This is a genomic window from Pedobacter planticolens (genome assembly GCF_014172375.1).
Classification (GTDB): Bacteria; Bacteroidota; Bacteroidia; order Sphingobacteriales; family Sphingobacteriaceae; genus Pedobacter; species Pedobacter planticolens.
In genome coordinates this window covers 1,233,630-1,246,567 of record NZ_WNXD01000002.1, presented here as the reverse complement: position 1 = coordinate 1,246,567, position 12,938 = coordinate 1,233,630, and the positions used below count along the sequence as shown (strand labels likewise).

10 protein-coding genes are annotated in these 12,938 nt (G+C 35.2%); 3 read left to right on the top strand and 7 right to left on the bottom strand.

Annotated features, from left to right (window positions below):
* The first annotated feature begins 55 nt into the window (after window positions 1-55).
* Together GM921_RS14185 and GM921_RS14180 are read left to right on the top strand one after the other, a co-directional pair.
* On the top strand, window positions 56-1,186 hold the full coding sequence (locus GM921_RS14185) for a BamA/TamA family outer membrane protein (protein WP_182923287.1): 1,131 nt from the start codon (window positions 56-58) through the stop codon (window positions 1,184-1,186).
* A 167-nt stretch (window positions 1,187-1,353) separates the two neighbouring features.
* Window positions 1,354-3,528, top strand: a complete 2,175-nt coding sequence (locus tag GM921_RS14180) for a penicillin acylase family protein (RefSeq protein WP_182923286.1) — start codon at window positions 1,354-1,356, stop codon at window positions 3,526-3,528.
* A 231-nt stretch (window positions 3,529-3,759) separates the two neighbouring features.
* Here GM921_RS14180 and GM921_RS14175 read toward each other — a convergent pair whose 3' ends face one another.
* From GM921_RS14175 to GM921_RS14160, 4 genes are all read right to left on the bottom strand, one after another.
* Entirely contained in the window at window positions 3,760-5,943 is a 2,184-nt protein-coding gene (locus GM921_RS14175; protein ID WP_182923285.1) for an N-acetylmuramoyl-L-alanine amidase, read from the bottom strand.
* Window positions 5,944-5,958: 15 nt separating this feature from the next.
* Window positions 5,959-7,590, bottom strand: coding sequence for a M56 family metallopeptidase (locus GM921_RS14170; RefSeq protein WP_182923284.1), 1,632 nt, complete (start codon window positions 7,588-7,590; stop codon window positions 5,959-5,961).
* Between the two features lie 2 nt (window positions 7,591-7,592).
* Window positions 7,593-7,955, bottom strand: a complete 363-nt coding sequence (locus GM921_RS14165; RefSeq protein ID WP_182923283.1) for a BlaI/MecI/CopY family transcriptional regulator — start codon at window positions 7,953-7,955, stop codon at window positions 7,593-7,595.
* Window positions 7,956-8,245: 290 nt separating this feature from the next.
* Complete coding sequence (locus GM921_RS14160) at window positions 8,246-9,067, bottom strand: O-methyltransferase (RefSeq protein ID WP_235969844.1); 822 nt, start codon at window positions 9,065-9,067, stop codon at window positions 8,246-8,248.
* Between the two features lie 5 nt (window positions 9,068-9,072).
* On the opposite strand from GM921_RS14160, the gene GM921_RS14155 reads away from it, so the two are divergent.
* Complete coding sequence (locus GM921_RS14155; protein WP_182923282.1) at window positions 9,073-9,930, top strand: transglutaminase-like domain-containing protein; 858 nt, start codon at window positions 9,073-9,075, stop codon at window positions 9,928-9,930.
* Here GM921_RS14155 and GM921_RS14150 read toward each other — a convergent pair.
* From GM921_RS14150 to prfB, 3 genes are all read right to left on the bottom strand, one after another.
* On the bottom strand, window positions 9,919-10,452 hold the full coding sequence (locus GM921_RS14150; RefSeq protein ID WP_182923281.1) for an NADPH-dependent FMN reductase: 534 nt from the start codon (window positions 10,450-10,452) through the stop codon (window positions 9,919-9,921). The genes GM921_RS14155 and GM921_RS14150 overlap by 12 nt on opposite strands.
* A 3-nt stretch (window positions 10,453-10,455) precedes the next feature.
* A complete protein-coding gene (locus GM921_RS14145; protein ID WP_182923280.1) occupies window positions 10,456-11,370 on the bottom strand; it encodes an alpha/beta hydrolase in 915 nt (304 codons plus the stop codon).
* A gap of 109 nt (window positions 11,371-11,479) precedes the next feature.
* Window positions 11,480-12,554, bottom strand: a protein-coding gene (prfB, locus tag GM921_RS14140; protein ID WP_182923279.1) for a peptide chain release factor 2 whose coding sequence is annotated in 2 segments (ribosomal slippage) — window positions 11,480-12,493 and window positions 12,495-12,554 — 1,074 coding nt in all. Because the reading frame shifts where the segments join, the coding sequence is not laid out codon by codon here.
* Window positions 12,555-12,938 lie beyond the last annotated feature (384 nt).

Below are 12,938 nucleotides of genomic sequence, written 5' to 3'. Positions count from 1 at the left end.
AACTTTGACAATCTGTAAAAGATTGTCAAAGTAAATTTATCCTACATTTGTACCGATGAAAAAAATCTTCCTCTTTTTGCTTTTGGCAATGCTAGCTCATCCCCTTTGGGCGCAAAAAAAACTAATTCAAAAATTATTATCCAACGAAAAAGATACTACTCGTAAAGCTAGTTTTATGCCAATACCTGTATTAGGTTATGCGCAAGAAACAGGTTTTGAATTTGGTTTAGGTGCGCTGTATTCATTTTATATGGATAGAAAAGACACGACTAACCGTAGCTCTAATTTCTCGGGAACGGCATCTTACTCTACTAAAAAAACCTATAACATAGCTTTAAAAGGTGATGCTTGGACACCTGGCAACACGTATCATTTTATTGGAGAATTAAGATTTAAAAAAACACCTTTCAATTTTTACGGCATAGGTAATAACACTCAAAAAAGTGATGAAGACAAGTTAGTACAACAACAAATAAAGATCTTACTTGATGCAGAAAAAACGTTTGTTAAAAATGCATATACTGGGCTTTCTTTAGGATTTGAAAATTATACTTTTACCGATAAAATTACTGGCGGCATTTATAGTTCATCTCCCGTTTTATACGATAGAGCCGGTGGCTCGGTAATGTACCTTGGTTTATCTCAAAGTTATGACACTAGAAACTCTAACAACTACCCAACAAAGGGGTTTTTTGGCAGAATAACCTATCAATATGCACCCGATGTTTTTGGCGGTAGCAATTTTACGGGCAGTCAAATAAAGGTAAATGTGCGTAATTTTTGGTCGTTAGCACCAAAAGTAGTTTTAGGTGTACAAGGTTTGTATCATACTGTGCAGGGTACGCAAACACCATTTTACTTGTTGCCACAATTAGGTAATGACGAAATGATGCGTGGTTATTATACTGGCCGCTATCGCGGTGAAAATTTATTGGCAGCACAAGCAGAATTACGCTACCGCTTTATGAACAGGTTTGGTATTGTTGCCTTTGCTGGCGGAGGAAAAGTTTTCGCCAATGGCAATTTCTCTCTTGATGATTTAAAACCTAATTATGGTGTTGGTGGCCGTTATTTCTTTGATACCGCTAAAGGTTTAAGTGTTCGCTTAGATTATGGTATTGGAGAGAAAAAAGCAAATGAAAAACGCCAAAGTGGAATGTATATTAGTCTAGCAGAGGCGTTTTAAACTACTTTGTCATTCCGAGGAACGAGGAATCTTTTAGTTCGTAAGAAAAGAGATTCTTCGCTGCGCTCTGAATGACAAAGAGCATCTGCGGCTTTTCCTTTTAAATTCTTTTCTCTTAAAAAGATTTCTCAATTTAGCTATCTCCGCAATTTGTTAAATCTCCTATCATGAAGAAATTATTCTTTTTGTTGTTATTGCCGTTCTCTCTTTTTGCTCAAAAGTTTACATCAACTGAAATAGCTTCATTTCAAGCGCAAGCCAAAAAAGTTACCATCATTAGAGATAATTGGGGCATTCCGCATGTATACGGTAAAACAGATGCTGATGCTGTTTTTGGATTATTATACGCACAATGTGAAGATGATTTTAAAAGAGTTGAACTTAATTATGTAGAAAAATTAGGCAGATTAGCTGAAATTAATGGTGAGCGAAGTCTATTTAATGATTTGCAAATTCGCTTATTAATCGACACAACAGAAGCTATGGCCGATTATCAAAAAGCACAACCTTGGCTTAAGAAATTATTAGACGCATACGCCGCTGGCATTAATTATTATTTGTATAAAAACCCACAAGTTAAACCTGCATTATTACATCGATTTAAACCTTGGTACGCTTTATTATGGACTGACGGAAGTATTGGTGCAATTAATACGGCAGATTTAACCTTACAGGAACTTCAGAAATTTTATACTGGCGATCATTCTCCAACGGCTTATGTTCCAGTGATAAAAGATCAACAAAGTGGATCAAATGGATTTGCTTTTGCACCGTCAATGACAGAATCGGGCAATGCAATTTTATATATCAACCCGCATACCACATTTTATTTTAGGCCAGAAGTGCAAATGCAAAGTGAGGAAGGTTTAAATGCATATGGCGCCGTAACTTGGGGTCAGTTTTTTGTTTATCAAGGCTTTAACGAACATTGCGGTTGGATGCATACATCTAACAATGTGGATATTGCCGATATGTATGCCGAAAAAATAAGTAAAACGGATAAGGGATTATTCTACGAATACGATAAAAAGAAATTTCCACTAGTGGAGAAAAAAGTTACTATCCACTACCGCGATGGTATTACTTTAAAAACCAAAAGCTTTACTACTTATTTTACTAACAATGGGCCTGTGATGGCGATACGGGATGGCAAATGGATTAGTTTAAAATCTAAAAATAGAAATACACAAAGTTTAGTGCAAAGCTGGGTGCGTACCAAAGCTAAAAGTTTTGAAGATTACCAGAAAGCAATGGATTTAAAAGCAAATGCATCTAACAATACGGTTTATGCAGATGCGCAAGGAAATATCGCCTATTGGCATGGGAATTTTATTCCAATACGAGATAAGAAATATAATTGGAGTGAGGTAGTAGATGGTTCTATTTCAGCTACGGCTTGGAAAGGTTTACACCAAGTGAAAGATATGGTTCATGTGTACAATCCGCCAAATGGCTGGCTACAAAACTGTAATTCTACTCCATTTAGCTCGGCAGGAAAAAATAGTCCGATTAAGGCTAATTACCCAACTTACATGGCTCCAGACGGAGAGAATTTTAGAGGCGTTGCTGCTGTTAAATTATTGAATAGGCCTGTAAAATATACGTTAGACAAAGTGATTGCCACTGGCTACGATAGTTATATGCCTGGTTTTGAAGTTTTAATTCCAGCTTTATTAAAGGCGTATGCACAATTACCACAAAGTGATCCTTTAATTGAAGAATTGAAAGCGCCAATTGCCATTCTAAAAGATTGGGATTATAGATCTGGAGAAAGTTCTGAAGCTACTACTTTAGCCATTGAATGGGCGCCAAGATTAAATTCCGCGATACGTAAGGTTTACATTAATCCGGGAGATAAAGATCAAGTGGAGGCTACTACAGAATTTGCCAAAGTTGCAAGACCAAACGAATTATTAGATCCTTTAAAAGCTACTCTTGCCGATTTAACCAAACGCTTTGGGAAATGGCAAATTGCTTGGGGAGAAGTGAATCGCTTTCAACGCTTAACTGGTGCTGTTACCGAAAAGTATGATGATAATTCGCCGAGTATTCCAGTTGGCTTCGGCTCGGCAATGTGGGGGCAATTGGGTTCTTTTGTCAGCACTACTTTTAAAACGAATAAACGTTACGGTTACAGTGGAAATAGCTTTGTTTGCGCAGTTGAGTTTGGTAAAAGGATTAAAGCAAAATCTATTTTAGCTGGTGGCAATAGCGGAGATCCGACATCAAAACATTTTAATGATCAGGCGTTAATGTATAGCAAAGGGCAGTTTAAAGATGTTTTGTTTTATAAGGAAGATGTGTTGAAACATGTAGAGCGGAGTTATCAACCTGGTAATTGATTTTACCACATAGTATTTTTAGCCGCAGATGCGCAGATTTATGTTTTTTTAATCTGCGGCTTCTGATTTAAGTAGAAAGAAATTTCTGTCGGTGAGACACCGACCGATAGACAAAGTGGTTTAGCTTGCTCGTCCTTCCCATGAAAACGGGAAACCTAATGCTGGGAAAGAATTTGCTGTTTACCTAATTGATGCATTACGATACCCAGTCAAGCTGGGCATGACGATTTATTAATATTTATAAACGCTACCAACTGGCTCTGTTACTGTATACTTTTTAAGGAGTGTATTATATTCAATTTTGTCGCCACTTATCTTATAACCTTCTGGAGTTGTTAAAGTTCCTGCATGAATAGTCATTACATTAGAATTTTTATCTACCGTAACCACTTGGGCAGTAAATGAATACTTATCAATATTTGATTTCACTTTACCACTTACCATAAGGGTTTTATTCATTATTGTATTCATTTGTAATGAGTCATTATTGGCCTTTAATTTTTTAACCAACTCATACGCATCGGAGTTAACTTGAATAGTATTTCCAGGGGTTTTATTGGTGATGTATGTTCCTTTTTTCGCATCATAAATGATATACTTTTCTGCAACCTCAATTCCATCTTTTAATTTAAGTTGGGCATTTTTTGCGGTTATCATTTCATTCCTCTTATCAAATGCGATTTCTTCACCTTCTAGTCTATTTTCGCCTATTGAAATTACTCCTTTTTTGAGATAAGAAATATCATATTTTGTATCAACTGTTATGCTAGATGAAGAGATTATTACTGGTTTAGGATAAGCTGTTACAACTATACTTTCTCCTTTTTGGCCCTCTTTATACGTAGTGCTTGTTTTTTTAATCAATGGTTGATTTGGTTTAGGTGGTGATTGTAATGTTTCACCTTTCAAATCCAATTCTATTTCCTCATCTGTTCGCAAGTTTTCTTTATAATGCATTATTCCATTTACTATTGCTTCAGCCAATTCGTTTTGCTTAGCTTCATTAGTAATGGTTTTTAAATCTTGTTTGTTGGTTAAATAGCCCATTTCTAAAACTACTCCTGCTGCATTTGAATTTTGCAATAGAAATAATTTTTTCTGGAATGGTTTATAGCCTGTTTTAATACCTGATACCGTTTTTAGATTTTTGTATAAATCATAAGTCATGCTAGTTGATTTAAACCAATTCAATTTTCTATCTGAAGTTGGTGTATACATTTCTATTCCATTTTGTGAGCCATTAGTTTTAATCGGTTCGCTGTTTACATGAATAGAAAGCAAGAAATCTCCTTGTGGTTTTAACCTATCCGCTAAGCTTATTTTTTCATCACTATTACGAGTAGTCACTACTTTAATTCCTTTGGCTTCTGCTAAGGCTTTAATCTTGGTTGTAAATACTAAGGTGATATCCTTTTCATTATAACCGTTTGCTTCTGCTCCCTTTTCCTTACCACCATGACCAGCATCCAATATTAAAGTAAATTCCTTTTCATTTGTTGTTTTGGCATTAGGAAATACATCAACCACGTCAACTGTAAATCCCCATATTAAGCCCAAACCTATAGGTAGAGCCAGTAAATAAGCTAATTTTTTCATGTTTTTAGATTTAGAGTTAAATAACATTTTTATTCTTTCTTTAATAGGGCTTTTCACAAAGTTGTGAATGAGCGGCATGGTATTTTTACTTACTGCTAATTTCAATAATAGATGAGCATAATGTTCGGTTCCTACATTTTGAGAGGTAGCTTCATCTGCCTCATATTCATGTGTTTGCTCTAATGCTTTATCGTATAAATAAACTATCGGATTAAACCATAACACTGCTTTAGCTAGCATTAACAAAATTTTATCTATCGAATGAAGCTGCCTTGCATGCACTTCCTCATGTCGTAGTAAAACCTGTAATTCAACTTCTGTTAAACTATTTTGATCGATAAACACATAATTAAAGAAGGAACAATTGGTAGAACCTACACTTTTAGCGACTAATTTCAGCCCATTCACTTCGTGTGATTTTGTTCTGGTGTGTTTGTATAATTGAAATAATCGCCATGCGGTCACTACCAACAACCCAATAACAATAGCGACATAAACGTATGGAAGTAAACCATACCAATTAAAAGGTTCAACCTCATTAGCAATAGGCCCTGCTCCAACTTGTATCGGTTCTTGAAATGCTGCTCCTCCTAAATCTACATCTTGCAAAACAGTAGGTTGTTCAACTGCGGTGTTTTGTGCAATTTCTCTTTCTATGGTAAACTGCAAAGTAGGAATGATAAAACTCACCATTAAACTAGCTAATAGATAAAATCGATTAATTTTAAAAAAGGTTAGTCTCCTTAAAACCAATAGATAAAAGGCAAAGAACAACGCCGAACATGCGCTTACTTTTAAGAGATAATTGAACCATTCCATGCGTAGTGTTTTTGATTAATTAGATCTTAATTCAAGAACTCCATCGTATTTACCTACTAAATCTGGATATAATCTGGCAAACTCAGTACCTCCCTTTTCGTAAGCCGAAACCCTGTTGTATTTTTCGATCATTACTTTTTTAAGTCCTGCGGCTTGACTTTCAGTATATGGCACTCCGTTTACGTAAATCATTACTTTTCCATTCCTAGGAATATCTACAGATGCAGAACTGCCTTTTATCGTTCTTATTCTTGCTACATCGTGTGCTTCACCATTTCTACCTATTTCAGTATATCTTTCATAATAGATTTCATCTTCAGTAGTAGCATTTCTACTTCTAATACTAACAGGTTGCTCAGTTGTAGTTGTAAAAATCTGATTACCTCTTACACCAGTTACTCTGCCTGTTGCTGAAGCGATACTTTGCACACCCGTTACTGTTACTCCATCATAAACCGAATTTGCTTGTCGATTTCCAGTACCTGTAATCGTAATACCAGTTAATCCATTAACAGCTGGCTTTACCTCCGAAATTACGCCTCCATTAACAGTGATAGCATTTATTCTTCCAGTTCCAATTGTTCTTTCATTCATTAGTTGCACCCCATTAACTATCACCTCCTTTACATCGCTTCTTTTCCCTGTAACAGTTACAGCTTTATTTCCTGTAGCTTTTATTTGTACTCCTCTTACTTTAATTGGCACTTCTTTCACTTCCTCTGTCATAACTCGCTCAACTACTTTTTCTGGAGCCTTAACTTCAGCTTCTTTTGTTTGAGCATACACCACGTTTACAGCGAAACCCCAAACTAATACTAATCCTATTGGCATTGCCAACACATACCTAAATTTTTTCATGTCTTTTGATTTTGAATTGTATAACATTTTTATTCTTTCTTTTAATGGACTTTTAACGAAGTTGTGGATAAGCGGCATGTTGCCTCTAGCTACTGCCAGCTTTAATAAAAGGGTAGCATAGGGTGCTGTTCCAAAATCTTGGGACGTCACCTCATCGGCTTCGTATTCGTGTGTTTGTTCTAATGCTTTATCGTATAAGTAAATAATTGGATTGAACCATAATACCGCCTTTGTAATCATGAGCAATAGCTTATCAAATGAATGATATTGTTTGGCGTGTACTTCCTCGTGTTTCAGCAAAAGCTCTAGTTCTTTATCCGTTAGGCTATTATGATCTATAAAAACATAGTTGAAAAAAGAGCAATTGGTAAATCCGTTCGTTTTGGATACTAGTTTTAGTCCGTTAACTTGACGAGTTGGTTGTCTAGTAAAGCTTAACAACTGAATGAGACGCCATGCGGTGATTAACAACAAGGCTCCTACAAGCGCTTTATAGGTTGAAATCACTAAAAACGACCAATCAAAACTTTGAGTTACTATTGGAGTTGCAACCTGAGTACCATTTGCAGTTGAGTTTTCTTGTGGGATAATCACACGGTTAACGATAACTGGAGCTGCTCGTTCTACTTCAAAATTTAATGTTGGAATAGCAAAACTCAACACTAATGCTGCTAACAAATAAAAACGATTGGCTTTAAAAAAGGTTAGTTTTCGTAAAAACAGTAAATAAAATGCAAAGAATAACCCAGAGCATACGCTTACTTTAAAAAGATAGATGAGCCATTCCATACCTATGATTTTTTATTAATTAATGCTTTTAACTCTTCGATATCCTTATCACTTAATTTTTCTTCTTTTACCATAAATGACAATAGGCTTGTTGGCGAATTATCGAAATAACCTGAAAACAATTTGGAGAAAGTGGTTTTGGTATAATCTTCTTTACTGATGGCTGGAAAATACTCGTAGGTTTTGCCATATGCTTTATAGCTTACATACCCTTTCTTTTCTAAAAGCCTAACAATAGACGAAATGGTGTTGTATGGTGGTTTGGGTTCCTCCTCCAATTCGTCGATGATATCTTTAACGAATGCATTTTGTAGTTTCCATAAAACTTGCATGATGCGTTCTTCTGCCTTAGTTAATTCTTCCATAGACTAAAGCTATAACTTAATTTTCAGTTATACAACTAAAAAATACGTTATAATGATTAATTAACTGATTATCAGATAAATAATTTTACTCAACTATAATTATGGTAATAAATAAAAGATACCATTCGATAGATAAAGATGTGATAATTGTTTTAGCCGCAGATGCGCAGATTAAAAATGAACAAAAGAAATAATCTGCGCATCTGCGGCTAAAATTTCGGTGGGTGAGACACCAACCGGTAGGTAAATAGCAAGAAAGATTGCTTCGCTATGCTCGCAATGACTAGAGATTAGAACTTAATCTTGAAATGCTCTTTAGCTTGTCCTTTTTTGAAATAAACTAAGCCTATCCAAAATAAATCGATAGTAATAGCAACTTGAGGATGGTTTTTAATTTCTTCCCAAGCTTCTTTCATGCCTTTGCTCCAATAAATATCATCAAAAATAAGCAGTGAGTTTTCGTGGATTTTTGGCAAGCACCAATTAAAGTAATTCAGCGTTGCTTCTTTGGTATGATTACCGTCTATATAAACAAAGTCTAATTTCTCAGCGTCGTTTATCGCCTTTGGCAAAAGGTCATTAAAATTACCTACTTGTAATTCGATGTTGTTTAAACCGAGTTCAGTAAAGTTTTGATAAGCCACCGCAGCAGTTTCTGGACATCCTTCTATTGTTAGAATGGTTGCTTCTGGTGCTGCCTTGGCTAAATATGCAGTTGTAATACCTAAACAAGTACCTAACTCGATCACATTTTGTGGATTTTGATTTACGACTAATCGATAAATCAGCTGTGCTAAACGTGGGTTCTTTAAGGCATTCTTTGCTATTTGACTTACTTTCTTTGTACGGTTTTTATTTAAATGCGAACCTGCACCTAAATCAGTTACGGTGATTAACCTATCGTCATTTAAAAGTTTTTTTCGCTGATCTTCAATGCTGTTATATACTTTTTTTGCAGAATAATCGTAAATTACCTCATCAGTTAGCTTATAAACAAAGGGCGAATGCGTACCGTGTCTACTTTTGGCAGTAAAACGATGTTGTAGATAGTCGGCGAAGAATTGAAAAACCATAGTCGCAAAAATAGGCAAACAGAAAATTGTAATTTGCATTTTTAATGGAAAATCTTGCAGAAATAGATGCTTTAGTTAAATTATTAGATGATCCTGATGAGGAAGTTTATCAGCATGTGCAAGAACGTCTGTTAAATTATGGAAACGAAGTAATTACCTATTTAGAAAGTGCTTGGGAGCAATCTTTAGACACTTTACTGCAAGAACGTATTGAAAACATTGTTCACACCATTCAGTTTAATAACGTTAAAGAAGATCTTAATTTATGGTACCAAAGTGGTGCTTTTGATTTATTGCAGGGCGCTTTAATTATTAATCGTTATCAATATCCTGATTTGGATGAGCAAGCCGTAATTAACCAAATTGAAGACATTAAACGTGAAATTTGGGTAGGTTTGCAACACGAAATGAGTTCTATTGAAAAGATTAAGCTCATTAACCATGTTTTTTATAATCAGTATGGTTTTGGTGGCAATACTAAAAATCATCATGATCCACAAAATTCTTACTTAAATCAGGTTTTAGAAAGTAAAAAAGGAAATCAAATATCCTTAGCGATTATTTATGCTACGCTAGCTCAAAAATTGGATATTCCTGTTTATGGGGTAAATTTACCGCAGCATTTTATTTTGGGTTATATAGATGAAAGTAATGCTGAAAAAGAATACGGTGTGCTCTTTTACATTAATGCATTTAATAAAGGTGCCATTTTTGGCAAACACGATGTAGATCAGTTTTTACGTCAACTTAATTTAGAGCCACAACCAGGGTTTTATTCGCCGTGTAGCAATACAGAAATTATCCGTCGCATTATTCGTAATCTTATTTCTGCTTATGAGAATTTAGGTTCTGCAGAAAAGGTGGAAGAACTTAAGCAACTTCAAGAAATTTTATCGGAGTAAGTTGTGAAAAGCAGTTATAAATTTTAACACATTAGCTAATGTTTCTGGGTCTGCAATTTCCAATTGATCGTTAATTTTCCCTTTAATTCCTTTAATAAGCAAAACAGTATCTTCATTAAATTTAGTTTCAAGGGTTTGCATAATTAGTTGAAGTTCTTCATTCGCTTTATCTCCAGAAGCTGAGGCCGTAATTAATCCAACAGATTTTTGAGAAAAAACCGTTGTAGAAACACACCATTCAATTGCATTCTTTAAACTTCCTGGTAAGCTGAAAACATATTCTGGTGTACAAATAATTACGCCATCTGCTTCAGCAATCTTTTGTCGAAAGTTAGCAATAGTTGTTGGTGGATTTTCACCGTCAATATCTGGATTAAAGTGTGGAAGACTCGAAATTCCTTCAAAAACAGTAAGATCGAAAATGTCTTTTGTGAGTGTTTTTATTTTAGTAACCAACCTAAGGTTGGAAGAATTCGCCCTCGTACTTCCAATAATTGCGAATATTTTCTTTTTAGCAATCACAGTTTATTCTGACAACAGATTATTGGCTCGCATCCAATTTTTAAGTGTTTCAAACCAGTTTTCTTTTGTGGTTTTGTTATTTAATCCAAAGCCATGTCCGCCTGCTTGGTAAATATGCATTTCTGCTGGCACTTTATTTTTGGCTAAAGCTTCATCGTACGCTAAACTATTTTTAACAGGCACTGTACCATCGTTATTAGCATGCACTAAAAATGCTGGCGGAGTTTGTGCATTGATATGAAGTTCGGAAGAGAAATAACGTCGTTGAGCATCTGTAGGTTGTTCGCCCAATAAGTTTTTAACTGAACCAGCATGGGTATAGCTTCCAAAAGTAATTACCGGATAAATTAACAAAGAGAAATCTGGTCGTAAACTAATATTCTCTTGATTTTGAACTTTCATGTCGTTGTAATGTACACTTAAACTAGCTGCTAAATGTCCACCTGCAGAAAAACCCATGATACCAATTTTAGCAGGATTTATTCCCCACACATTGGCATTTTTACGCACTAAATAAATAGCTTGCAATGCATCTTGCAATGGTCCCATCGATTTATCATCCATAATTAAATCGCTTGGCAAACGGTACTTTAACACAAAAGCTGTTATTCCAACTTCGTTGAATTTTTTGGCCACATTATGTCCTTCTTTATCAATGGCTAAAATACCATATCCTCCACCAGGACAAATAATTACTGCTGTACCATTTGGTTTGGCAGGTATATAAGCAATTAACGATGGGTCGGTAACTTTACTAACTCTCACCACACCGTCTGTACCTGCTACGGATGTTTCTTTATAATCTGAAGGTGGGGTTTTCGCTCCAGGAATTGCACCGTTATAAAGTGGAATAACTTGCTGTGCGTTTACTTCCATTACTATAAAAAGAGAAAATACAAAAATGAATAGTTGTTTCATCGGATGATTTATTACAGTTTAAAAGTATTAAAAATAATTATCATTGCTGAATTGATAAATTGTCGAATTGTTTCGTCTCAAATCTCATATCTCAATACTCACATCTCTCTTAAAACTCCATTAAATACGCTTTAAGAAACTCGTTTATATCTCCATCAAGTACTGCCTGAGGATTAGAGGTTTGATAATTTGTTCGGTGATCTTTTACTCGTCTATCATCCAAAACATAACTTCTAATTTGCGAACCCCATTCAATTTTCTTTTTAGAGCCTTCAATTAAAGCCGTTTCTTCATCGCGTTTGCGTTGCTCTATTTCATACAATTGTGACTTCAACAAACGTAAAGCATTTTCCTTATTTTGTAATTGTGATCTAGATTCTTGATTTTTAATGATAATACCAGAAGGTTTGTGGTATAAACGAACTGCAGTTTCAACTTTGTTTACGTTTTGTCCACCAGCGCCACCTGCTCTAAACGTTTCGAATTCTACATCTGCCGGATTAATATCTATTTGTATCGTATCATCTACTAACGGATATACGTAAACGGATGCAAATGAAGTATGTCGACGGGCATTTGAATCGAATGGAGAAATGCGCACCAAACGATGAACACCATTTTCTCCTTTTAGGTAACCGTAGGCAAACTCGCCTGCAATTTCAATAGTTACCGATTTAATACCCGCAACCTCTCCTTCTTGATAATCTTGCTCTGTTACTTTATAGCCATTTTTCTCTGCCCACATTAAATACATGCGCATTAGCATGTATGCCCAGTCGCAACTTTCTGTTCCGCCTGCGCCTGCTGTAATTTGAACCACTGCATTTAATGAATCTTGTTTGGTTTTGAGCATGTTCTTCAACTCCAAATCTTCAACAGCTTTTAAGCTTAAATCAAATTGTTCTTGAAGTTCTTGTTCAGTAGCATCGCCACTTTGAAAAAATTCAAACAGCACTTCCACATCTTCTACAGCAGCATTGGCTTTTTGCCAACCATCTGTCCAGATCTTTTTAGAATTAATTTCTGCAATATGTTTTTCGGCTTTTTTCGGGTCATCCCAAAAATTTGGTTGCAAGGTAAGTTCTTGCTCAATACGAATATCTTCTAGTCGGTTTTCAACGTCAAAGATACCTCCTCAGCGACGTTACTCTGTCCCTTAAATCCTGAATTAATTCTTTAGTCATGCTAGCAAATATAGAAAACGTTTTAGGTTTTATTTCTTCATTGCCCTATAATTAATCAACTCTTATACAAATCCCTAATAGACTAAATGGTATTCTATGGCACGCAGAAAACGGAATTGACCATAACAGTAAATTAAAGGATTTGGAAGGGTTTGAATAGTATTTATCAATAATTGAAAGATTTGAAAGTAAATTGAAGGATTTGAAAGTCTTTTATTGGGTAGCTTATTACACAATTTTACCCCAAAAATACCCTAACAGCTATTTAAAACCACATATACACTTATTTAACTTTCAGTTTTCCCGACAGGAAAAGAACATTTCCTGACAGGAAAAAGGCTTTTCTTACCATATTATGGACAACATCTAGCGTATTATGTCAAT

Excerpts from the sequence above, each read along its gene's own strand:
- GM921_RS14180 (WP_182923286.1), top strand. The coding sequence starts at position 1,354 with ATGAAGAAATTATTCTTTTTGTTGTTATTGCCGTTCTCTCTTTTTGCT.
- GM921_RS14165 (WP_182923283.1), bottom strand. The coding sequence starts at position 7,955 with ATGGAAGAATTAACTAAGGCAGAAGAACGCATCATGCAAGTTTTATGG.
- GM921_RS14145 (WP_182923280.1), bottom strand. The coding sequence starts at position 11,370 with ATGAAACAACTATTCATTTTTGTATTTTCTCTTTTTATAGTAATGGAA.
- GM921_RS14160 (WP_235969844.1), bottom strand. The coding sequence starts at position 9,067 with ATGCAAATTACAATTTTCTGTTTGCCTATTTTTGCGACTATGGTTTTT.
- GM921_RS14155 (WP_182923282.1), top strand. The coding sequence starts at position 9,073 with ATGGAAAATCTTGCAGAAATAGATGCTTTAGTTAAATTATTAGATGAT.
- GM921_RS14170 (WP_182923284.1), bottom strand. The coding sequence starts at position 7,590 with ATGGAATGGCTCATCTATCTTTTTAAAGTAAGCGTATGCTCTGGGTTA.
- GM921_RS14175 (WP_182923285.1), bottom strand. The coding sequence starts at position 5,943 with ATGGAATGGTTCAATTATCTCTTAAAAGTAAGCGCATGTTCGGCGTTG.
- GM921_RS14185 (WP_182923287.1), top strand. The coding sequence starts at position 56 with ATGAAAAAAATCTTCCTCTTTTTGCTTTTGGCAATGCTAGCTCATCCC.